This is a genomic window from Pseudoalteromonas sp. AWM4_233, assembly GCF_056158285.1.
The window spans coordinates 874,807-896,573 of the sequence record NZ_JBSWSZ010000113.1 but is presented as its reverse complement, the minus strand read 5'-3'; the positions used below and the strand labels follow the sequence as shown (position 1 = coordinate 896,573).

The 21,767-nt window shown below is 37.7% G+C and carries 29 protein-coding genes and 1 pseudogene; 27 read left to right on the top strand and 3 right to left on the bottom strand.

Annotation, left to right across the window (positions count from 1 at the left end; all coding sequences use genetic code 11):
• Positions 1-109: 109 nt before the first annotated feature.
• The 16 genes from ACXAC4_RS25435 (at position 110) to ACXAC4_RS25360 (ending at position 10,169) form a co-directional block, all read left to right on the top strand.
• Entirely contained in the window at positions 110-613 is a 504-nt protein-coding gene (locus ACXAC4_RS25435) for a hypothetical protein (protein ID WP_475167348.1), read from the top strand.
• Positions 614-721: 108 nt separating this feature from the next.
• On the top strand, positions 722-1,249 hold the full coding sequence (locus ACXAC4_RS25430) for a P-loop nucleotide/nucleoside kinase family protein (RefSeq protein ID WP_475167345.1): 528 nt from the start codon (positions 722-724) through the stop codon (positions 1,247-1,249).
• 114 nt (positions 1,250-1,363) lie between these two features.
• On the top strand, positions 1,364-1,840 hold the full coding sequence (locus ACXAC4_RS25425; protein WP_475167342.1) for a hypothetical protein: 477 nt from the start codon (positions 1,364-1,366) through the stop codon (positions 1,838-1,840).
• A gap of 115 nt (positions 1,841-1,955) precedes the next feature.
• Positions 1,956-2,444 carry a hypothetical protein gene (locus tag ACXAC4_RS25420; RefSeq protein WP_475167338.1) on the top strand — a complete coding sequence of 163 codons (489 nt, stop codon included), beginning with the start codon at positions 1,956-1,958 and terminating at the stop codon, positions 2,442-2,444.
• 119 nt (positions 2,445-2,563) lie between these two features.
• Positions 2,564-2,809: a hypothetical protein gene (locus ACXAC4_RS25415; RefSeq protein WP_475167332.1), complete on the top strand. Its 246-nt coding sequence runs from the start codon at positions 2,564-2,566 to the stop codon at positions 2,807-2,809.
• Between the two features lie 457 nt (positions 2,810-3,266).
• Complete coding sequence (locus ACXAC4_RS25410) at positions 3,267-3,716, top strand: hypothetical protein (protein ID WP_475167329.1); 450 nt, start codon at positions 3,267-3,269, stop codon at positions 3,714-3,716.
• A gap of 158 nt (positions 3,717-3,874) precedes the next feature.
• Positions 3,875-4,117 carry a hypothetical protein gene (locus ACXAC4_RS25405; protein WP_475167324.1) on the top strand — a complete coding sequence of 81 codons (243 nt, stop codon included), beginning with the start codon at positions 3,875-3,877 and terminating at the stop codon, positions 4,115-4,117.
• Between the two features lie 518 nt (positions 4,118-4,635).
• Positions 4,636-4,875 carry a hypothetical protein gene (locus ACXAC4_RS25400; protein ID WP_475167322.1) on the top strand — a complete coding sequence of 80 codons (240 nt, stop codon included), beginning with the start codon at positions 4,636-4,638 and terminating at the stop codon, positions 4,873-4,875.
• Between the two features lie 438 nt (positions 4,876-5,313).
• Positions 5,314-5,703 carry a hypothetical protein gene (locus tag ACXAC4_RS25395; RefSeq protein ID WP_475167319.1) on the top strand — a complete coding sequence of 130 codons (390 nt, stop codon included), beginning with the start codon at positions 5,314-5,316 and terminating at the stop codon, positions 5,701-5,703.
• A gap of 495 nt (positions 5,704-6,198) precedes the next feature.
• A complete protein-coding gene (locus tag ACXAC4_RS25390) occupies positions 6,199-6,510 on the top strand; it encodes a hypothetical protein (RefSeq protein ID WP_475167317.1) in 312 nt (103 codons plus the stop codon).
• 111 nt (positions 6,511-6,621) lie between these two features.
• On the top strand, positions 6,622-7,287 hold the full coding sequence (locus ACXAC4_RS25385; RefSeq protein WP_475167315.1) for a phytanoyl-CoA dioxygenase family protein: 666 nt from the start codon (positions 6,622-6,624) through the stop codon (positions 7,285-7,287).
• A 440-nt stretch (positions 7,288-7,727) separates the two neighbouring features.
• On the top strand, positions 7,728-8,237 hold the full coding sequence (locus ACXAC4_RS25380; protein ID WP_475167313.1) for a hypothetical protein: 510 nt from the start codon (positions 7,728-7,730) through the stop codon (positions 8,235-8,237).
• Between the two features lie 225 nt (positions 8,238-8,462).
• Positions 8,463-8,705, top strand: a complete 243-nt coding sequence (locus ACXAC4_RS25375) for a hypothetical protein (protein ID WP_475167307.1) — start codon at positions 8,463-8,465, stop codon at positions 8,703-8,705.
• A gap of 90 nt (positions 8,706-8,795) precedes the next feature.
• Positions 8,796-9,092, top strand: coding sequence for a hypothetical protein (locus tag ACXAC4_RS25370; RefSeq protein ID WP_475167303.1), 297 nt, complete (start codon positions 8,796-8,798; stop codon positions 9,090-9,092).
• A 117-nt stretch (positions 9,093-9,209) separates the two neighbouring features.
• The gene (locus ACXAC4_RS25365) at positions 9,210-9,665 is read left to right on the top strand and encodes a DUF4262 domain-containing protein (RefSeq protein WP_475167297.1); all 456 of its coding nucleotides are present in this window, start codon (positions 9,210-9,212) and stop codon (positions 9,663-9,665) included.
• 117 nt (positions 9,666-9,782) lie between these two features.
• Positions 9,783-10,169 carry an energy transducer TonB family protein gene (locus ACXAC4_RS25360; RefSeq protein WP_475167292.1) on the top strand — a complete coding sequence of 129 codons (387 nt, stop codon included), beginning with the start codon at positions 9,783-9,785 and terminating at the stop codon, positions 10,167-10,169.
• A 453-nt stretch (positions 10,170-10,622) separates the two neighbouring features.
• Here ACXAC4_RS25360 and ACXAC4_RS25355 read toward each other — a convergent pair whose 3' ends face one another.
• Both ACXAC4_RS25355 and ACXAC4_RS25350 read right to left on the bottom strand, forming a co-directional pair.
• A complete protein-coding gene (locus ACXAC4_RS25355; RefSeq protein ID WP_475167289.1) occupies positions 10,623-10,931 on the bottom strand; it encodes a helix-turn-helix domain-containing protein in 309 nt (102 codons plus the stop codon).
• Between the two features lie 743 nt (positions 10,932-11,674).
• Entirely contained in the window at positions 11,675-11,902 is a 228-nt protein-coding gene (locus ACXAC4_RS25350; RefSeq protein ID WP_475164970.1) for a hypothetical protein, read from the bottom strand.
• Between the two features lie 986 nt (positions 11,903-12,888).
• Between ACXAC4_RS25350 and ACXAC4_RS25345 the strand changes: the two genes are divergently transcribed.
• From ACXAC4_RS25345 to ACXAC4_RS25305, 9 genes are all read left to right on the top strand, one after another.
• Positions 12,889-13,170 (top strand): hypothetical protein, encoded by a 282-nt coding sequence (locus tag ACXAC4_RS25345; RefSeq protein WP_475167287.1) that lies wholly within the window; start codon positions 12,889-12,891, stop codon positions 13,168-13,170.
• The gene (locus tag ACXAC4_RS25340; RefSeq protein ID WP_475167285.1) at positions 13,163-13,816 is read left to right on the top strand and encodes a hypothetical protein; all 654 of its coding nucleotides are present in this window, start codon (positions 13,163-13,165) and stop codon (positions 13,814-13,816) included. The genes ACXAC4_RS25345 and ACXAC4_RS25340 overlap by 8 nt, the downstream gene beginning before the upstream one ends.
• Positions 13,817-13,935: 119 nt before the next feature.
• A complete protein-coding gene (locus tag ACXAC4_RS25335; RefSeq protein ID WP_475167280.1) occupies positions 13,936-14,415 on the top strand; it encodes a DUF4304 domain-containing protein in 480 nt (159 codons plus the stop codon).
• Positions 14,416-14,534: 119 nt separating this feature from the next.
• Complete coding sequence (locus ACXAC4_RS25330) at positions 14,535-14,876, top strand: hypothetical protein (protein WP_475167277.1); 342 nt, start codon at positions 14,535-14,537, stop codon at positions 14,874-14,876.
• 103 nt (positions 14,877-14,979) lie between these two features.
• Complete coding sequence (locus ACXAC4_RS25325) at positions 14,980-15,486, top strand: hypothetical protein (protein ID WP_475167272.1); 507 nt, start codon at positions 14,980-14,982, stop codon at positions 15,484-15,486.
• Positions 15,487-15,627: 141 nt separating this feature from the next.
• The gene (locus ACXAC4_RS25320; RefSeq protein WP_475167266.1) at positions 15,628-16,368 is read left to right on the top strand and encodes a DUF1963 domain-containing protein; all 741 of its coding nucleotides are present in this window, start codon (positions 15,628-15,630) and stop codon (positions 16,366-16,368) included.
• A gap of 823 nt (positions 16,369-17,191) precedes the next feature.
• Positions 17,192-17,563 (top strand): hypothetical protein, encoded by a 372-nt coding sequence (locus ACXAC4_RS25315; protein WP_475167263.1) that lies wholly within the window; start codon positions 17,192-17,194, stop codon positions 17,561-17,563.
• 120 nt (positions 17,564-17,683) lie between these two features.
• Entirely contained in the window at positions 17,684-18,031 is a 348-nt protein-coding gene (locus tag ACXAC4_RS25310; RefSeq protein WP_475167258.1) for an immunity protein Imm33 domain-containing protein, read from the top strand.
• A 114-nt stretch (positions 18,032-18,145) separates the two neighbouring features.
• Positions 18,146-18,718: a hypothetical protein gene (locus ACXAC4_RS25305; protein ID WP_475167255.1), complete on the top strand. Its 573-nt coding sequence runs from the start codon at positions 18,146-18,148 to the stop codon at positions 18,716-18,718.
• Between the two features lie 423 nt (positions 18,719-19,141).
• On the opposite strand, the pseudogene ACXAC4_RS25300 reads toward ACXAC4_RS25305, so the two are convergent.
• Positions 19,142-20,175 (bottom strand): annotated as a pseudogene (locus ACXAC4_RS25300) (IS110 family RNA-guided transposase).
• Between the two features lie 1,014 nt (positions 20,176-21,189).
• On the opposite strand from ACXAC4_RS25300, the gene ACXAC4_RS25295 reads away from it, so the two are divergent.
• Positions 21,190-21,480, top strand: coding sequence for a hypothetical protein (locus ACXAC4_RS25295; RefSeq protein WP_475167253.1), 291 nt, complete (start codon positions 21,190-21,192; stop codon positions 21,478-21,480).
• Between the two features lie 57 nt (positions 21,481-21,537).
• Complete coding sequence (locus ACXAC4_RS25290) at positions 21,538-21,729, top strand: DUF4177 domain-containing protein (protein WP_138483917.1); 192 nt, start codon at positions 21,538-21,540, stop codon at positions 21,727-21,729.
• Positions 21,730-21,767: the final 38 nt, after the last annotated feature.

The following is a 21,767-nucleotide window of genomic DNA, read 5'->3' as shown; positions in this document are numbered from 1 at the left end:
TAACAAGGCAAATCAAAAAGGGCGGACAAAAAACAGTTGGCTTTGTTCGTACCTCACAAATTTTAGCCAACTAATTTTTGCCGTTTATTTGCGGCGTTAGAGGTGTTTCTTGAATCCAGTTAAACTGAGCGTTATGTCTCCAAAAAAGATAAACACAACCAACTCTTCTATTGTTGTTTTTCTCGGTTTAAATCCATCGGAAGCGCTCCTATTAAAATATCGAAAACCAAGCTCTTTCAACCCAGAGCCAGATAACTGCCATATTAATGTATGGGTTCAGTGTGATAAACATGGTGGTAAACCTCAGCACGGCTGGATTATTGGGCAAGATATACAAAATGACTTTTTAGAAGCTAGGTTTCATTCAGTATGGGTTTCACCTAAGGGGGAGTTAATCGATTTAACCCCCAGAAACGACAAAGAAAAACGTATTATGTTCTTACCTGATCCTGAAAGGGAGATAATACTTTCTGAGCATAATAATATGCCTGCTGTTATATCGTATGACACAGTTAAGATTGTACGAGGACAAGTACAATCTGGATTAAAGCAAATAAAAATTGTCCCTCAATCTGACATGATTTATAAATACGGGTTGGCAGAACGGTGCTAACACCTCTAACAAGTCACTCAAAAGGACAAATAACAGTTGGTTTTTGCTCCTTCGTCGCTTATTTTAACCAACTATTATTTGCCTCTTAGTGAGGCGTTAGAGCGTTTTATGAAACTGATAATTTTGCATGGTCCTCCAGCATCAGGAAAGCTAACCTTGGCTAAGCTTTTGAAGGATGAACTAGGATACAACATTCTACATAATCATCTTACTGTAGATATAGCTTTAGAAGTCTATTCAGAATTTGGGAAGGATGATTTTTATGAGTTTGTCGATCAGCTTCGGACGTTAGCGATAGAAAAAGCTTGTCAAAATAAACTAGAGGGGCTAATAGTGACTCTGTGTTTTGATGAGGTACTAGATATAGAAGTTGTGGAGCAATGGGAATCAATAGTTGCACGTTATGGTGGAGAGATTCTTCCTGTTTACCTGAAGGTTTCAGCGGAAGTTCTAGCTGAGAGAGTAACGGGAGAGTCTCGTATAGGAACTAATAAACTTCAATGTCCAAAAGAACTAAATAAAGTTTTATCGGAAAATAAATTTGGTGCAATCCCAAACAAAAATACTATCTCAATAGACACTAACGCACTATGCATAAAACAATCGGCTCGCTTAATCGTTGAGCATACGCTCTAACAAGCAATTAAACAGGGATTAAAAACAGCGGGCTCTTCGCTTCGCTAGATTTTAGCCCACTATTTTTAACCCGTTAATCGAGCGTTATACGTATCGATGGATCGGTGTAGTAATATGAAATACTTTTCAATTTTTTTGATTCTACTTTCAATTGTTGGCTGTAAATCTACTCGAAATACCATCGAATACACTTACCCTGGTTTTTATCTTCAACCAGTCTTAAAAATGAAAGTAGTACCTACTTTTTCGAACCCTGTTATCTATGAGGTTACTAGGCACAAACCCTATCAGTTAATAACTACAACTTATGAGGGCGCTGGTGGTTATGACTGGAAAGGTATTAAATCAAAGAAACGTATTGAATTAACAGAAGAACAGTACTCAAAGTTAGTTAGTAAGTTAGAGAAAACACTGGTGTTTCCGAAAGATAAAACTCTAGGAATGGATGGAGATACTTGGATGCTAGAAAGCTCTTTGTATCAATACACTGCCGTAGCGTATTGGGAGCCAGAATATCAAACAGATAAACGTGGGCTTGAAGATTTTGTAAGATTAAAAAGTTACCTTGAGCAACTAAGCAGCGATAAATAGCTGTAAAATACGTATAACAAACAGTTTAAAAGCGGACAAAATTCAGTTGGCTGGTTTCGCTCCGCTTCACATTATAGCCAACTAAATTTTGCCTTTTAACTGAGGCGTTAGGTTTATGAAGAAGCCGCTTTTATATTTAAGTTTCTCTATAATAATTTGCTTTGTAATACTGAAAACAGTCCCATACCGGCCTGAAAGCAAATTGCAGCATTTAGTTTATGTGTTTTTGAATTCAAAAAGTTTTGTAAAAGCTATAAGGGCAACCGAGCAAGAAGGTTATGTTTCAATACAGTGGGTACAAACCTCTGCAGAAACCGAAGTTTCACTAGCTTGGGTTGCTGCAGGTGCCAAATATAAAGAAGTCTCCAACCCAGATTTAAGCAGAATTGTAGTTCCATATAAAGAAAATGGCTTTAATTCACTTTGGCTTCAAAAAGAGGGTGAGGCTTGGATATTACGAAAAGCTTTTTCCTTTAAAAGTGAGTACGGAATTGGTGAAGGTGCTTACGCTTTAGGTAAGAATATTAACCCCAAAGATGTGTGTTTACCAAAAGTACAATGTTTAGAGCACTTGTTTGATAATTGGTATGTTATAAAAAATTAGTATGCAAAAATAAACCTAACAAATTAATTAAACAGTGGACGTAAAACAGCAGGCTTGCGCTCATTCTTCGCTTAGTTTAGCCTGCTATTTTCCGCCGTTTATTAAGGCGTTAGGTGTCTATGGAAAACGCATTCTTACTTGAGCATCTGCACATAATTTCAGAACAAAATGAGTGCATTAAAACAATTGGTGTTTATGCCTCAGAAGAAAATGCTAGGAAGGCTGTTTTAAGGTTGTGTAACAAGTCAGGTTTTAGTGTTTCTTGTGAAATAAACCCAGCTGATGGTGGAAGTGGGTTTTATATATCTAAGTACAAAATTGGCCATGATCACTGGACAGATGGCTTCGTAACGATCGACACCTAACAAAACAAATTAAATGTGCGGACAAAAACCAGTTGGCTTTGTTCGTACCTCACAAATTATAGCCAACTAATTTTTGCCGTTTATTTGCGGCGTTATGCGTCACTATAAATTGCTGTCTTTAAAACGGTTTTTACTTCAAGTCTTTCCTTCAAATTAGCTTTTAGGTACAGTGGCGTCATCAAATTTTAAGTTGGTCTTGGCTTTTCGTTTTTCAATTTAAGCTGTGACCAGAAAGGTCATTCACCAGTAGAGCGCTTCTTTGCAATTTTTTGTTCGGTGAGTGTTTTTATAAATAAAAGTTTAGCTCGTTGGTGCAGGCGCAAGCGCTTTGAAAGTGGTGTGTCAACGCATAACAAGCAATTAAACAGGGATAAAATACTTGCGGGCTATTCGCTTCGCTCAATTTTAGCCCACAATTTTTTACCCGTTAATCGGGCGTTATACATCAGGGAAGGTCATGCGTAAATTTGTAGTATTGTTTTTCTTTTTTAGCTTAAGAACCTTTGCTTGTGGTGATGAAGAAGACTTTTCACCTTTTGCAATTACTCTTGAAGTCAAGAATGAATCTGAACGTGAAATTGCAGTATACGAAATACTTTCACCTATCCAAAAAGGTGATGGATTCTTAAGTAGTGTTACAGCACGTTTAAAAGGAGAATTTGAAGTTAACTTAGATATACGTGAAGATTACAGTTATGTAGGTGAATATTACCGTTCGTATATAAGTATTGCTAAGAAGCATGTTAACGACTTAGAAATTGCTTTGTCTTACAACACTACGAAAAAAGATAGATCAACCATCATTTTTTGCGCAAATTGGAAAGTTTATAAACTAACAGAACTTCTTAGTTTCAAGGCAGCAGCTGAGGCTCCGCCTCCACCACCAAAGCTACCAGATTCAAAGTAAGTACAATTGATGTATAACAAAGCAAATTAAAATTGCGGACAAAAAACAGTTGGCTTTGTTCGTACCTCACAAATTTTAGCCAACTATTTTTAGCCGTTTATTTGCGGCGTTATGTGCTTTTTATAGCTATGTGTACCTAAATATGAAAGGTAAATTTTATGCCAGCTGAATCATCCAAGTTTTTTATCGTTTGGAAGATTGTTTTCAAATATCTATTTTATGTTTCTTTTGGCGTAGCAATATTCAAGTCCGCTTTGTTTGGGCTACATAATGGGTTTGAAAACTTAGAGTTAACAAATGTATTGATGGTAATAGTTATTTACACAGTAGGTGCTGCTTTACTGTCAGTAATCATTTCACTTTGGGCTGTTATTAAAGATCGTGATTATAAAAAATCATAGTTTAGTAAAGTCGTGTGTTAATAATGCACATAACAAGGCGCTCAACTAGGACAAAATTAAATAAGCTCGTCGCTTCGCTCGAATTTAGCTTATTTAATTTTGCCTGTTAGCTAAGCGTTATGCGTCACTTTAAATCGCTGTCTTTAATGCAGTTTTTACTTCAAATCTTTTCTTCAAATCAGCTTTTAGGTACAGTGGCATAATTAAGTTTTAAACTGGTCTTAGCTTTTCGTTTTTCAATTTTAGCTGTGACCAGAAAGGTCATTCACCAGTCAAACGCTTCTTTGCAATTTCTGGTTTGGTGAGTGTCTTTTAATTTTAAGTTTGGCTTATTGGTGCAGGCGCAAGCGCTTTTAAAGTGGTGTGTCAACGCATAACAAGCAATTAAACAGGGATAAAAAACTTGCGGGCTATTCGCTTCGCTCAATTTTAGCCCACAATTTTTTACCCGTTAATCGGGCGTTATGTGTATTGAGAGTATGGATAAACCTCGAATCAAAGTAGACTTCAATGAGCGAATGGAACCTGATCTTGTTCTAATATCCCAGACGGATGAAAGAACTGATTCTGAAGGTAATATAGTTAAACTTTTCTCAGGTGCATTTGTTTATCTTTACGAGTACAACAAATATGACGATGGCGAAGAAGAGTATCTCTTTGCAGAAGGTGTTGTTGAGTTAAATGATAAGCTCATGAATAAACACGCTAAATGGTGTTGTCGGATTAACAATAAAGGAATTGAGGCAAAATACACATAACAAGCCAATTAAGTGCGGGACTGCTAAAGCTTGGCTCAGTTCCGCTTCGCTACACAGTTTAGCCAAGCATTATCAGCCCCTTATTGGGGCGTTATGCGTCATTTCAATTAACTGAATCTAAATCGGTTTTTTCCTCAAGTCTTTTCTTCAAATCAGCTTTTAGGTACAGTGGCGTAATCAAGTTTTAAGTTGGTCTTGGCTTTTCGTTTTTCAATTTAAGCTGTGACCAGAAAGGTCATTCACCAGTAGAGCGCTTCTTTGCAATTTTAAGTTTGGTGAGTGTTTTTATAAATAAAAGTTTAGCTCGTTGGTGCGGGCGCAAGCGCTTTGAAAGTGGTGTGTCAACGCATAACAAGGCGCTAAACTAGGACAAAATTAAATAAGCTCGTCGCTTCGCTCGATTTTAGCTTATTCAATTTTGCCTGTTAGCTAAGCGTTATGTTTAGGGCAGAGTTAATGAGATTTTTTTGTTTCATATTCTTGGTCTTTGCAAGTTGTAATTCACAGTCACAGGAAATTCAAGGTGTCGATTTTCCATCGCAATTCCACGGTGTTTGGGACTACAGTCTTGAACAATGCGACAAACAGCTAAGTACAGCGAGAGTGACCATCAATAGTGAAGGTATTGAATACTGGGAAAGTTTTGGAGTAATTAGTAAGGTTATTTCGCAAACGAAAAATTCCCTCCACGTAATATTGTCGATGTCTGGAGAAGAAGAGAACTGGTTAGTTGAATCCGAGTTTAGATTAGAAAAGGAAAAACTTGTGGATCTTTTCATTGATGAAAGCTCCTCATTCACACGTGTTAGGTGTAAAGGGAAAACATAACAAACCAAGGCAGCGGGACACTAACGCGTAGGCTCCCGTCACTTCGTTCCGTATATTAGCCTACGTGTTATTGCCCCTGCTTGGGGCGTTATGCGTCACTTTAAATAGCTGTCTTTAAAACGGTTTTTACTTCAAGTCTTTTCTTCAAATTAGCTTTTAGGTACAGTGGTGCAATCAATTTTTAAGTAGGTCTTGGCTTTTCTTTTTTCAATTTAAGCTGTGACCAGAAAGGTCATTCAACAGTCAATCGCTTCTTTGCAATTTTTGGTTAGGTGAGTGTTTTAAGTTTTAAGTTTGGCTTATTAGTGCAGGCGCAAGCGCTTCTAAATTTGAGTGTCAACGCATAACAAAGTCGTCAACGCGGACAAAAAACTGTTGGCTGTTACGCTTCGCTTCACATTTTAGCCAACAATTTTTTGCCGGTTACAACGGCGTTAGGTGCATATGCCTCAGAAGTCAGTATCGCATATAAATTCAGAACTAAAGAAGATGCGGATGGCATTTTATAAGTATCAATTTACTTATATTGTGGGGTTGCCAGTCTTAATATTATTAGTTGCAATAGCTGGTAGCTTTATCGGGGAAACAGCAGCTATTAGCATTTTAATCGTTGGGCTAATAAGTTTAATCTTCATAGAGATATACTTTAAAGAAAAGGTTCTCCTGATGCGTTGCCCAAATTGTAATGCATATTTTTATAGTATTTTTAAATGGCCGCTAATTGGCTTTATTATTTTCTTTTGGTTTAGTGATTGTAAAAAGTGTGGTTTAAATCTGCATGGTAAAAATACCCACCAATGCACCTAACAAGCAATTTAACAGGGATTAAAAACAGCGGGCTCTTCGCTTCGCTTAATTTTAGCACACTATTTTTAACCCGCTAATCGAGCGTTACATGCTTTGAGAATGGAGTGAAATTTGAGTATCGAAGAAAATGGATTTGAGATTCATTCTGGCTTTCTAGGTAATGATTCAATAAACGAAATCATTACTGAGATTGAAGCTTTAGATTCCGATTATCCAAAACATGGAATCCGAAATGCCGAGAAGAAGCTTTCCTCTGTTAAAGATCTCATCGAGTCAGACTTGCTTCTAGATAAAGCAAAAGGCTATCTATCTGGAACCCCTCAGGTGGTTCGAGTGATTGTCTTTGATAAAACACCAGATAAAAACTGGCTTGTTACTTGGCACCAAGATAAGACTATTGCAGTTAGTGACAAGAAAGAGATAGATGGTTGGGGACCATGGACTTTGAAAGATGGTGTTCATCATGTTCAACCAAAACTAAATGTCCTGGAAGAGATGGTGACTTTCCGCATTCATCTTGATGATGCAAATGAGAGTAATGGTTGCTTAAAAGTAATTCCAAAGAGTCAAAGTTTAGGCATTCTAAGTAAAAATGAACAAAATTTAGTTGTCGCTGAATCGGAAGAGTATATCTGTTCGGCTAAATCTGGAGATTTATTGGTAATGCGGCCGCATTTACTCCATTCATCAAGTAAAGGTACAGAGCCAAGTCACCGTCGTATTGTCCATGTAGAGTACAGTAGCTTTCAATTACCAAAGGGGCTAGCATGGGCTTAAAAATCGCATGTAACAAGGCGCTGCAACCGACTGCCAAAAGCGTCACTTGTTTTGCAAAAAGCCGCAAAACAAGCGCCACTTTTGTCAGCGGCTGAGCGCGGCGTTATAAGCTATGGACAGAATAGATGTTGCCTGAACCATACAGTACATTATTGGTGATTTTAATTTGCGTTATGTGTGCTTTGCATTTCAGCGGGAAACTTGGGACAGTTGATAAATCTCCAACTCTAAAATACATGATAGTTAATTACCCAAAGTTACCGAAAATTACGGTTTTTACGTCTATATTTGTTGCGGTAACAAAAGGCCTAGTTTTGATTTTAAATAGCATATAACAAGCAATTAAACAGGGATTAAAAACAGCGAGCTCTTCGCTTCGCTCGATTTTAGCCCACTATTTTTAACCCTTTAATCGAGCGTTAGTTGCCAAGGAGAGTACTGTGCCAATTTGGGCATACATATATTGTGGCCTATTCATTTTTAGCTGTTGTTTTAGCTTGTTTGATAAAGATAGATTACGTAGACAATATCAACCAGCGGGTGAAATTCTAGATTGCCTTTGTGGTATTTTAATTTTTCTAATTGGTTTTAGTGTTATTGAACTGCATCAGGCTCCACTAATTAGTTCTTTGTGTTTTATGTTTAACATTGCTTGGTCATACCACGCACACAGACATTATTTGAACTTCGAAAAAATTAGCTCTGACATCCATAAATCTGCAATAGAAGAGCATGAAAAGCTGGTAGAAAAATTAACTAAAATCAATGAAGCCGCAATTGCGGAAGGGGCTTCTCCTGAAGAGTTAGAAGAAATTGATGATGAATATGACAGGACAACAACAGAAAAAGAGGCTCGTTATTTTTATAACGGTATATTAATAGTTTTGGCTATTGTTCTATTGCCTTATTTTTACGTGTTTTTAAAATCGATTGGTATATTGGGCAACTAACAAGTTAATTAAACAATGGACGCAAAACAGCAGGCTGCGCTCATTCTTCGCTTAGTTTATCCTGCTATTTTCCGCCGTTTATTAAGGCGTTAGGTTACCAAAAGGGGTGGTGAATTGTTCAAGATAATTAGAAGTATTTTGGCCTTTCCATTTGAACTATTTATAACATTGCTTGGGTATGGCATCTTTATCTGCCTCTATTTACAAATAGTATTAGTACCTACAATGTTATTTGCCTTAACCTCGGCATTTTCTTTGGGTTACACAGATTACGATACTGCCGTAAAAATCATTTATGGTTCAAGTTTTATCGGTGCGTTAATTGGCATATTTTGGACAGAGCGCATACGTAAAAAGTATTCCATTTTTGGGTTTCATGGTTACTTAATCAATCACCCTGAGATTGATGGCTGGCAACAATCAAGTAAGGGTATAGTTTTCAGGAACGGTAACCTAACAAGCAATTAAACAGGGATTAAAAACAGCGGGCTCCTCGCTTCGCTCAATTTTAGCCCACTATTTTTAACCCGTTAATCGAGCGTTAGCAGTACAGGAAATATGGCACTAGATTTACACATAATGGAAAATGGCCAACCAAAGGAATGGATTTACGCAATTGATTCAGAGAGATGGTCATTATTCAATGAAGCGTTCGAGATATTTAAAGCTAAAACTGGCTTAGTCATAGATCAATATTCCGATACCAAATTCTCATCAGAGCTTCAAAATTTAATAGATATACTTAACTCTGTTGCTCCACAGTACGGTAATAGTGTGGCTCTATTTTCAGAGTTTATCTCTGTTTTGGAATCAGCTGAAAGTAATGGTAAAAACGTAATTTTTGTCGGCGACTAATGTACTGCTAACAAGTTACTCAAAAGGACGCAAAACGCTTGGCTTGTGCTCCTTCGTCGCTAATTTTAGCCAAGCATTTATGCGCCCATTAGTAAGGCGTTAGAGCTACAGGAAAGTATGAACGAATCTGAGAAGAAAATAGTAGCAAACATAGATAATTTTGATTGTCATGTAACTTCAGTATTTGACCCAAATGGAGTGGAGCCAAACTTCACCTATTCAACCGGTTTAACGAAAACTTTAGGAGTGCCAGAATTAATTGTTGTGGGCTTGTCGCCTGAATTAGGTCATTCAATTGTAAATAATTACAGGGACAGAGTTAAAGCTGGTGAAGTGTTTACTAACAAAGAATTCTATTCAGATTTTTTAGAGGGATTTGATGTAACTTTTGATTCGGTATCAGATGAAAATAAAAAGGAATTCTTGTTAAGCTCGGTTTGGTTCTATGAAGAGGAATTTGAGGCAATTCAGTTAATTTTCCCTACAACTACCGGTGTTTGGCCTTGGGACCCTGATGTGTCAGAAAGCTTCAAAAAACTGCAACCATCTTTGTCAGGCACCGGAGCTTGGTAGCTCTAACAAGGCCGTTAAACAAAGGACACAAAACAGCAGGCTTGTGCTCCTACGTCGCCAATTTTAGCCTGCTATTTTGTGCCGTTTACGGCAAGCGTTATGTTCTCAGGAGGCATCGTGTTTAGCACATTATTACTTGTAGCTGGTGTCCAGTTTGGTGCTACTAAAGCATGCAATGACCCTGATATTGAGTTTCTAGATGAACCTATTAGCATTGCTACATCAATTGAAGGTAAATCCAGTATTTTTGAGCCCAGTACAATACGGTTTAATTCTTCTTTGCCTTCAGCCTGTGCCTTAACAAATACAGAAGGTACCGTAGAATTTGATGTATCAAATGAAGGTAAAGTAATAAACCTTAAAATATTGAGTCTCAACCCAATTAGAATACACTCACGTGCAATATTAAGAGGGCTTAAAAAAGCAAAAGTCTTACCCAATGCATTTGGTACTGTCGGTAATAAAGTGCACGTTAAATACATACAGTTTAAAAAGAGAACATAACAAATTAATTAAACAATGGACGCAAAACAGCAGGCTTGCGCTCATTCTTCGCTTAGTTTAGCCTGCTATTTTCCGCCGTTTATTAAGGCGTTATGCGTCACTTTAAATCGCTGTCTTTAGTACAGTTTTTGCCTCAAGTCTTTCCTTCAAATTAGCTTTTAGGTACAGTGGCGTAATTAAGTTTTAAGTTGGTCTTGGCTGTTCGTTTTTCAATTTAAGCTGTGACCAGAAGGGTCATTCACCAGTCGAACGCTTCTTTGCAATTTTGGGGTTGGTGAGTGTTTTTAAATTTAAAGTTTGGCTTAATGGTACAGGCGCAAGCGCTTCAAAACCGGTGTGTCAACGCATAACAAGCAATTAAACAGGGATAAAAAACTTGCGGGCTTTTCGCTTCGCTCAATTTTAGCCCACTATTTTTTACCCGTTAATCGGGCGTTAAGTTCAAAAAGTCCTTCACAACTTCTCATGAAGGATAATCTCAAAAGCATGAATAACTTCAGATATCTCAGTATCTTTAGTGAGTTGCTTTAGTTTTGTTAATAGTTCTGGGTCTTCATTAAATGTTTCTAATGGAACATCGAAGCATTTTGCCGCTTTAGTGAGTACTTTTTTCGAAGGTTGTTTCTTTCCGTTCTCGATCAATGATAAGTACGATTTTGTAATATCAAGTTGCTGAGCAGTATATGCAAGGTCATACTGCATTTTTGTTCTTAACCCCTTCAATTTGAAGCCTGCAAAGGTTGTAGTTAGTTTAGTCATCATAAATCCTATTAGTTATATTCAAATCTTGCTTTTATTAACTCCTTCTTGAATTGTGGTGAGATAAAGTCGACCACGTGAGAGCACTACAAATGAAAATATCTGACCTATCTTCAAAGTAAATTATTAGTTTGTTGTATTTAGACACAAGGTTTTCTCTGACTTTGCTCATTAGTGTCACCGAAAAGTGTAAACTCGGCTCCAAGCTCAGTTTCATTTCCATAAGTATAAGATCTATTTCACGTCTAAGCTGAGCCTCCAACGCCTTAGATATTGATAAGTCAATAGCCCTTTGTGCTTTGTCCTTATTGTATAAATCTTTAACCACAGTTATGAACCTTTACTCAAAATTGAAATCTTGCTGATTGTTTCACCTGATTCGTAGAACGGTCAGGTTCTACTCCTCATACAAAAAAGTGATTGCTTCACTTTTTTGTTGCTATACGGTCAATGGTTATGTGAAAGAAATAAACGCGAAATTCTTCATAACTCAACCTTTTAACCAAATGTGTTCACCAATAATGGTAAAAAATATAGGCAGTAAAAATGTGCAGCTGCCATTCCTGCACTGGGTCTTCGAGGCTCCAAGTCGAAGGTAAATTAAAACAACCTAACATTAGGCATTTCAGTTTTGCAGTGACTGTACCACTGTGTTGCTTATTAACACCTCCTACACGGTAGAACGAAGCACTACCGATTGCGAGATATCTGATTTTTTGTGTTTGCTGACACAAAAAGGTGCTGTGTTAAGGATTATTAAAGAAAACCATTAGAACGTATTTGAAAAAATCGAGAGCGATTTTAACAGCGTCCTTATCTACATTCTTATTCTGCTGAGCTTCTGTTAACAGTCGCTTAGCTTCTTTAAGTTGTAGGTTTGCTTCACTTTCTTCATCCTCTGCTGTTACCTCAATCAGATTCTCAATGATTACCACAGCTTTCTGGATTGCTTCATTCTTCTTTTTGAATTTCATCGGTTTTCCCTATAAATTTCATATGAAGCAATCACATTGACTGTATGGTGTTAACAATCATTGTCTAATCAACGAAAGCTATGATAGAACGAACAATTAGTAAAAACAAGCAAAAGTTAAAAAGTTTACTTTTGGGGTTGTTTACCAAAATGAACTTAACAAAGCATTTAAGAGTGATTCCCAACGCATGGCATTTTTCGTTCTATCTTTTAGTGCGGTGTTTACGGTGGTAAGGTTGGGTTTCGTGGTTGCGTTGCTCACACCTTAATGCGGCGTTATGCGTCACTTTAAATAGCTGTCTTTAAAACGGTTTTTACTTCAAGCATTTCCTTCAAATCAGCTTTTAGGTACAGTGGCGTAATCAAGTTTTTAGCTGCTCTTAGCTTTTCGTTTTTCAATTTAAGCTGTGACCAGAAAAGTCATTCACCAGTCGAACGCTTCTTTGCAATTTTGGGTTTGGTGGGTGTTTTTAAATTTAAACTTTGGCTTATTAGTGCATGCGCAAGCGCTTTGAAAGTGTTGTGTCAACGCATAACAAGCAATTAAACAGGGATAAAAAACTTGCGGGCTATTCGCTTCGCTCAATTTTAGCCCACAATTTTTTACCCGTTAATCGGGCGTTATGCGTCACTTTAAATCGCTGTCTTTAATGCAGTTTTTACTTCAAGCCTTTTCTTCAAATCAGCTTTTAGGTACAGTGGCGTAATTGAGTTTTAAGTTGGTCTTGGCTTTTCGTTTTTCAATTTAAGCTGTGACCAGAAGGGTCATTCACCAGTCGAACGCTTCTTTGCAATTTTGGGGTTGGTGAGTGTTTTTAAATTTAAAGTTTGGCTTAATGGTACAGGCGCAAGCGCTTCAAAACCGGTGTGTCAACGCATAACAAGCAATTAAACAGGGATAAAAAACTTGCGGGCTTTTCGCTTCGCTCAATTTTAGCCCACTATTTTTTACCCGTTAATCGGGCGTTATGCATTTTCAAGGGAATTATGAAAATAGATCAATCAAAATCACCAATAGAGCAGTTTAAAGCAAACCATGAGGAGATGAAAAAGCTCCAAAGGGAGTCTATGGACAATGAAGACCTTAGCCTAGATGAGCTTAAAGTTATTGGTGAAAAACAACGTGCACTCGCCGATAAACAGTTTGAAATACTCGCTAACTCTAGAAAAAAGAAGCCATTGTCCCTATCTCAAAAAATTCTAGTCATCATATGTTTACTGTTTTCTCTATTTGTCGTTACTCTAGCTGTACTGGGACCAAATGCATAACAAACAAATCAACGAATGGACTAAAAAAGCTTGGCTTAGTTCGTTCCTCACTAAGTTTAGCCAAGCTCTTTTAGGGCGTTATATTGCAAATGGTGTTCAGGTGAAAAAATCGATATTCTTATTTTTTTTAATATCTTTTAACTCTCTAGCTGGAGGTTATTATCAAAATGTAAATCAAGGATATGATCCTATTACAGGCCTGTTTTACTATCCTGTAAAACATAAACCTGAATCAGGAGGAATGTTTTCAAGTAAATCAAACACTCGCATTAAAAACATTGTCATTTTTGATCCAACCTCTGAAACAAAGTCATTTTTGTTTAAACCTGAACAAGTATGGAATATTCAAAAATTTACTTTTGAAACAGTCTTAAACTCTAGCGGTGTCCAATTTTTCAATAGCAATTACATCGCTCTAAATAACTCTTCCGAAATTTCTAGAAAATTAAAAGATAAGCTTCTTATTATTACTGAGTCAGAGAAATCAAAAAAATTAACTATGTGGTTTGCAACCAAGTCGGGTAAAGACCTAAAACAAGTGCATACCTTTCATAAATCAACCAAGTGGCACATTGATGTGAAAAATTCCAAAATTAGGTTTATCACTCACAAAAATGAAGTTAACTTCAAAAGTATTGAGTGGTAGCAATATAACAAGCAATTAAACAGGGATTAAAAACAGCGGGCTCTTCGCTTCGCTCAATTTTAGCCCACTATTTTCAACCCGTTAATCGGGCGTTATATGTATTTGGGGAAGTGTATTGAATGCCATCAATTGTCAGTAAGAAACTTCAAGAAGTATTAAAGCCACATTTTAAATCTCTTGGATTCAAAAAGAAAAGAGCTTCATGGGGAAGGGCAGATAATGAGCTTGCTAAGTGGTTTAACATTCAATGTTCGAGAAATAGCGATAGAGTATACTTTAATGTCGGAATCTATTTTCAGGCGATAAAAGAAGTAGAGTATCCTAAAGAGCCTGAATGTCATTTGCGTTTTCGTATTGAAGTCTTATTAGACTCTGAAGATGAAATCAAGAATTTTTATGAACTTTCTGATTTTGAATCAGGTATAAATATTGATATTAAAATCGAAGAGTTATCGAATATTATTTTTGATAAGGTAATTCCTTTCTTCAATCAGCACAATAGTATTGCTGACATTTTAAATTCAGACCAAATTAAACACCATATGTACTGGAATAATGGTAAAGAAATAGCAATTAATTTCTGTAATAAACACATATAACAAGTGCCTAAACCAAGGGACGCAAAACAGCAGGCTTGCGCTCCTTCGTCGCTAATTTTAGCCTGCTATTTTGCGCCGGTTAGGCAAGCGTTAGGCAGCACAGAAAAAGGGAGTTTACCTTGGAAGAAGCGAATATTTTGACACCTTATTATTTCTTTGACGTGGCAATGTCAGTTATTGCAATTATTGTTAACGTTTACGGTTATGTTTCACTTAAAAAAACCTATAAAGTTAAAAGTGATAAATATCTCTCACATTTTTCAAAAGGCTTCTTTGCGTTCGCACTTTCAACTTTTTTTAGTTTATTCTCCTTTATAACAATAATTTTAATTGCTGGTATTGCAGGTGACTCACCGCACTTTGAACTCTTCGTTGATCTTCCTTACAACATTGCGTTTGCTATCGGTTTAATTTATTTCGTTTTGGGTATTAAAAATAGCAAAGTGCTACGTGCTGCCTAACAAGTTAATTAAACAATGGACGCAAAACAGCAGGCTTGCGCTCATTCTTCGCTTAGTTTAGCCTGCTATTTTCCGCCGTTTATTAAGGCGTTAGCAGTCAAAAGTGAACAACGAAAATTTTACCTTCAAATTATCAACATTAATCCTGAACATACTTCTTTTTATAGGTGGAGTGTGGCTGATCAATGTTTTGTGGCAAGATGTTGTTGATAGCGTTGTGAATTTCAATGAGCTAAGTGATTTTTACTTTATTGTTTTTGTTGCTTGTCTCATATGGATTGTATTGTGTGAATTTGGTTATCAAATAATGCTGTTCTTCCCAAGAGGTAGAGCATTGGAGCTTAACTCAGACTCTTTAAAAGTTTGCACAGTTTTTGGGATGAAGACCATACCTAAAAAAGCCGTGAGAGGTTGCAAAAATCCAGTTCATAGAGCTACTGGAGGTCTAAAAGCTGGCCTCGTAATTATCTCAGTTGCTCCAGAGTACAGAGTTATTGGGCCTTATGGTTTTAAAATTAACCCGCAGTTCTATGGCTCTTCAGTAGCTGGTGAAAATGAAGTCTCTTTAGTTAAAAAAATAAGAGCATGGCGGAAACAAAGCAACTGCTAACAAGGCCGTTAAACAAAGGACACAAAACAGCAGGCTTGTGCTCCTTCGTCGCTAATTTTAGCCTGCTATTTTGTGCCGTTTACGGCAAGCGTTAGCAGCACTATTGAGCTAAGAGTAAAATTTCAAACAAGGAGTATATAAGTGACAGAAGTTGCTTGGGATGAATACTGGGAAAAGTTAAGAGTCAAACTGAAACCTTTTAAAAGAATTGCTTGGGAGCCAATTACAGAAGAATTAACTTCTAAACCTCATAAGTCAAAATTTTCTGGTATTCCAGTTCTTGATGGAAATGGCTGGCCCTGTTGCGACAATTGCAATAAACCAATGCAGCTTTTTGCTCAAATAAACTCAGAAGATGTACCAAAAGCTGCAACCCCCGCTTTTAGTACGGGCATTCTGCAAATATTCTATTGTACTAATGAAGAGCCACACTGTGAGGTGGATTGTGAGTCGTGGGCTCCAAATTCCAAAGCGACATTGGTGCGAATTCTCCCGTTAAATATTGAAACTAAACGTGAGATTACGCAATCTCCTGTTGAAGAAGCCTTTCCTGAAATGAGTATTAGTGGCTGGAGGGAATTAGAAGATTATCCTGATACATTCGAATTAGAGGAATTGGGTTTAGACCTAACTGATGATGAAGCAGAGTTTTTGTGTGACGATGAAATACCATTCGCTGGAGAAAAATTACTTGGTTGGCCTTGTTGGATTCAAGGAATAGAATATCCTACATGTACGGTTTGTGAAAAAGAAATGCGTTTTATATTCCAAATTGATTCATCAGGTGAATTACCATACATGTTTGGTGACTCGGGTTGTGCTCATGTTTTTCAATGTGATGAGCATAAAAAAGAATTAGCTATGGCATGGGCGTGCTGCTAACAAACGCCTAAAGTAAAGGACGCAAAACGCTTGCCTTGCGCTCCTTCGTCGCTAATTTTAGCCAAGCATTTTCCTCCACTTAGGCGAAGCGTTATATAACAATTGGAGTTGTGAGAAATGTTTAAAGCCCTATTTATAATCAGCATCGTTCTGATTTTTTCGGGCATAGCTCTATTTGTTTATGATACTTATCTGTACGAGGTAGTATTAACAGAAGTAGCTAAATCGGACGATCTCTACATGGTTGTTGTACCGAGTGATTCATTCTCTATTGTTGATTATTGGGCGCACTTTTTAATTTCTGGAAGTTGCTTATTTATTTTAATTAGAGTTAAGAGTGCTATGAGTAAGTAGTTTGTTATATAACAAACCCTTTAACCAAAGGACGCAAAACAGCAGGCTTGCGCTCCTTCGTCGCTAATTTTAGCCTGCTATTTTGCGCCGGTTAAGCGAGGCGTTATGCGTCACTTTAAATAGCTGTCTTTAAAACGGTTTTTACTTCAAGTCTTTTCTTCAAATTAGCTTTTAGGTACAGTGGTGCAATCAATTTTTAAGTAGGTCTTGGCTTTTCTTTTTTCAATTTAAGCTGTGACCAGAAAGGTCATTCAACAGTCAATCGCTTCTTTGCAATTTTTGGTTAGGTGAGTGTTTTAAGTTTTAAGTTTGGCTTATTAGTGCAGGCGCAAGCGCTTCTAAATTTGAGTGTCAACGCATAACAAAGTCGTCAACGCGGACAAAAAACTGTTGGCTGTTACGCTTCGCTTCACATTTTAGCCAACAATTTTTTGCCGGTTACAACGGCGTTATGTTTAGGGCAGAGTTAATGAGATTTTTTTGTTTCATATTCTTGGTCTTTGCAAGTTGTAATTCACAGTCACAGGAAATTCAAGGTGTCGATTTTCCATCGCAATTCCACGGTGTTTGGGACTACAGTCTTGAACAATGCGACAAACAGCTAAGTACAGCGAGAGTGACCATCAATAGTGAAGGTATTGAATACTGGGAAAGTTTTGGAGTAATTAGTAAGGTTATTTCGCAAACGAAAAATTCCCTCCACGTAATATTGTCGATGTCTGGAGAAGAAGAGAACTGGTTAGTTGAATCCGAGTTTAGATTAGAAAAGGAAAAACTTGTGGATCTTTTCATTGATGAAAGCTCCTCATTCACACGTGTTAGGTGTAAAGGGAAAACATAACAAACCAAGGCAGCGGGACACTAACGCGTAGGCTCCCGTCACTTCGTTCCGTATATTAGCCTACGTGTTATTGCCCCTGCTTGGGGCGTTATATGCTTTTTCAGGTCAGGAGTAAGAAGCTTGAATATTGAGTCAGTCCAAAAAGAATGTTGTGAGCATTATCAAGCAATTTATGCTCCTGTTGAGCCAACTCAGCTTGTTACTATTTCTAAAGGCATTTATGAGGGCTCAACACCAGTTGAAGGAGTTCGTTACCCATCACCAAATCATATGAGTGGTTGGTTGTTAACTACAGATGAGTACGACGGTAATACCAGCTCATTAGTTACGGTGCACTTTGAGCACATCATCGAAAAACGCCCTGAGTTAGCAATATATATGGCTCTTCCATTCGGGTATCGTTTTAACTTGGGCGGTGAGTCAGAGCATGTTTGGTTTGACCAAGCAGTGGCAGATGAAAGCATATAACAAATTGATTAAACAATGGACGCAAAACAGCAGGCTTGCGCTCATTCTTCGCTTATTTTAGCCTGCTATTTTCCGCCGTTTATTAAGGCGTTATGCAGCCCAAGGAGCTCTGAGTTGTTCGTTAGATTAGGTGTAATATTCTTATTGTTGATTAGCTTTTCATCGACTTCTGAAGAGTGCAGGGTCAAGTATCTAGAAGAGTTAAAGTATACGGATATAGAATGCCAGTTTTATATGGGAACAGCTGCGTATAGAAATGAAGTTTATTCTGTAGCTGCTGCACACTGGAATTTTGTTATTGATTCACCCATTAAGTACGAGGGTGAAGAAAGTATTAAGGCTATGGCGCTGAGCACTATAACCTTCTTAACTTATCAAGGCTTAGGAGTTACGCAAGATAGAAGTAAAGCCGTGAAAAATTGGAAGGATGCAGCCGCTAAAGGTGATTTAGAAGCTCGGAAGCATCTGGGTTTTGCTTATTCTGACGATAAATATAAGAAAAAAGATTTAATAAAAGCATTGGGCTGGTATGAATCAATATTTATTTTATACCCAAAATCAACAGATGTAGATGAATCTGACCTTGGTTTATACCAAGATGCACTCGAAAGTGCTGATAAGTTAAGGGCTCTCCTTTCAGAAAAGCAAAATAATTCGGCAATGAGTTTCGCAAAATCTACGATATAGTGCTGCATAACAAAGCAAATTAAAAAGTGCGGACAAAAAACAGTTGGCTTTGTTCGTACCTCACAAATTCTAGCCAACTATTTTTAGCCGTCTATTTGCGGCTACATGGGCTCCCCCGATTGTCAACGAATTCACCTTTGATAATTAGATATGAGACTGCACCTCTACATTCGGCCTATTGATTGAGTTTTAAACTCGGACCTAGATGAGTATTCGCTAGGAAGTGTGCCTTATTCGTTAGACGAGCTTTTTAAGCTCACCCGCAATAAACAGGCTATGGCTTCCTCGGTCTGACCTAATTGTCATCGATGCCTTCGCAGGAGCCATTGCCCTAGTCGGGTAAAAACCTTTAAATCTTTTAAACTAAATAAATCGGGTTATTTCATCATGGTTTGCTGCTATAAATGGCTCCTAGTTATTCAGCTAGGCAATGACCCGATAATCTTCTTGCTTAACCATCAGCGTCCAAATAAGTCTGGCGTTTCTTGCAGCTAATGCGACAGCGGCTTTGAGATATCCACGACGAGCGATAAGCTCACGTATCCAACAACTGACTTTGTCTTCTTTATCTCTTAGGTTTGCCATTACAGCTCTTGCCCCATGAACGAGGCACATTCGGAGATATTTATCACCACGCTTAGTAATTCTTCCGAGTCGTATTTTGCCACCTGTGGTGAACTGGCGAGGTACTAATCCTAACCATGCACAGAATTGGCGGCTATTTTTGAATAACCTAGGATCAGGCACATTGGCTGTAACAGCAGTTGCAACTTGCTCACCGACACCTGGAATGGTCATTAAGCGCTTGGCGACAGAGTCTTCTCTAACTTGTTTTGATAAAGCTCGGTCATAACTGAGTATTTGTTCATTTGCTTGTTTAATACGCTGCCATAGATTACTTGTCATTTCTCGCGCAAGATGAGGTAGTTTATTATCAGCGTCTTCTAAAATATCACCAATAACATCATGTAAACTGTAACGACCTTTGGGAATGATGATGCCAAACTCACTCAGTAAACCTCGAAGTTGATTAATCATAGAGGTGCGCTCTTTAACTAAGCCTTGACGAACTCTATGGAGCGTCATAACAGCTTGTTGTTCGGCGGTTTTTACAGGAACATGCCAGATATTAGGTCGCATAGCGGCTTCACAAATAGCTTCGGCATCGTTATTATCATTTTTGCCGCCGGTACGAAAAGGTTCGATACTTTCGTTTATATGAAGAGCGCGGCGATAATCGCGACTTGGTGACCAAGAAGTTTAAACTCACGGGCCCAATAATGAGCACCAGAGCAGGCTTCCATGGCGATGAAGCAAGGATTGAGTTGTGCAATAAAGGCGAGTAGCTTTTTACGTGACAATGTTTTTCTAAGAATAACCTTTCCTTGAGCATTCATTCCGACAAGAGAGAATGAATTTTTTGCTAAATCGATACCAAGTGTTTTAATGTTATTCATGGTGGATTCCTCTTATTTGAGTGTCGCACCTTAAACATGGCACAAGTGCCTAGAAAGGGGGAGTCCATCTCATTCGTTAGCTGTTATGTACATGAAGACTAGATTGGCCGTTTCCTACTTAATCGTATTGAGCTTTCTACCTATTTGGTTATGGCTTAAAGCGGTTCATTGCAAAAGCTGGAGTTGGTTCGAGCTTATTTTACTGATCTGGCCGTTACTAATACCCGCTGTAATCTTCTTTATGATGATTACTACAAAATCAAAAAAGAGATGGTATGTTTTTCCACTCATACTGTCCTCAATAGAATGGGGTGGCCACTTTATTCTATTTTTTATCTTCGGCGTTGCTAGATGCATTCACTAAATATTTATTATTCATGAATAAGTAGTGCAAATGTCATCTTGATGGGTTCACAGCTAACAAGTAAAGCCAGCATCTCCCCAGTGGGGCTGGACCTACGTTTCGGGGCTTCGCACCTACACTACGGTCGTTGCTTTAGGCGTTATTCATATTTAGGAGCATCGCTATTTTAATCCGCGGAATTCAAAGTTAGCTAAATCTTAAGCCTCATTTCTATTCGGAATCTGCAAAAGTGGGTGGTGTTGGGTGTTTAATTGGAGGCGGTCTGGCGTTCTATCTGTTTTCATTCGTTAGTACTTATTTTGGTGTGGTAAGTGATGTACCAATAAGGGAATATGATCGGACTGTAGTAATCGCTCTATTCTCTAGTTGCTTATTAACGCTTATCATGTGCTTATATGTATCTTGTGCTGTTACTGCTTTGATTTATTATCGAACAAAGTTTATAAAAGGCTACATAAGTAAAGAAGAGCTTATAAATATAGCTTTCAAAGGTTTATACCCGCAACGTTGGCAAAAAGGCTTGTGAAAAATATGTATAACAAGTGCCTAAAGCAAAGGACGCAAAACAGCAGGCTGCGCTCCTTCGTCGCTAATTTTAGCCTGCTATTTAGCACCGTTTAGGTTTACGTTATATAAACTATGAGGTCTGAATGTATTTACCTGTTAGTGTTTATAAAAGTACATTACGATTAATTGGTATTTTATTTATATGTGTAGGAGTGCTCTTGGGTTACTCAGCTTTTGAAGCATTATTTGACCCTAGTGTAAGCATCAATTTAAATGGTGTTGAAAGGAATGAGCCTGAAGTAAAAGTGTTCAGTTTGATTTTACCTTTAATCTTAATATTAGCTGGGGCAGCACTTTGTACTGCAAAAAGTGAAAAATTAACGAGTCTACATAAAGCTAGAGCAACCTTTTGGTCTATTTTTCACGGTAAATAGTTGATATAAAGTGTCTAAGCAAAGTGTTACATAAACCTATAAAACGGAGTTTAATCAATGAAGTGGGAATACAAAACGGTTCAGTTCGGATACCAAGGCCTATTTTCGTCAAAACTTGACGCACAAGCCTTACAAGATGATTTAAATAGTTTGGGCAATAATGGCTGGGAGCTTGTTGAACTAGAGTTCAATATGGGTAGTTTGGCTAACAATATTGCTGCAATTGCTATTCTAAAACGCCCTAAATAAGGGAGTGCATTGATTTAACTCGTGCCTAAACAACAGGG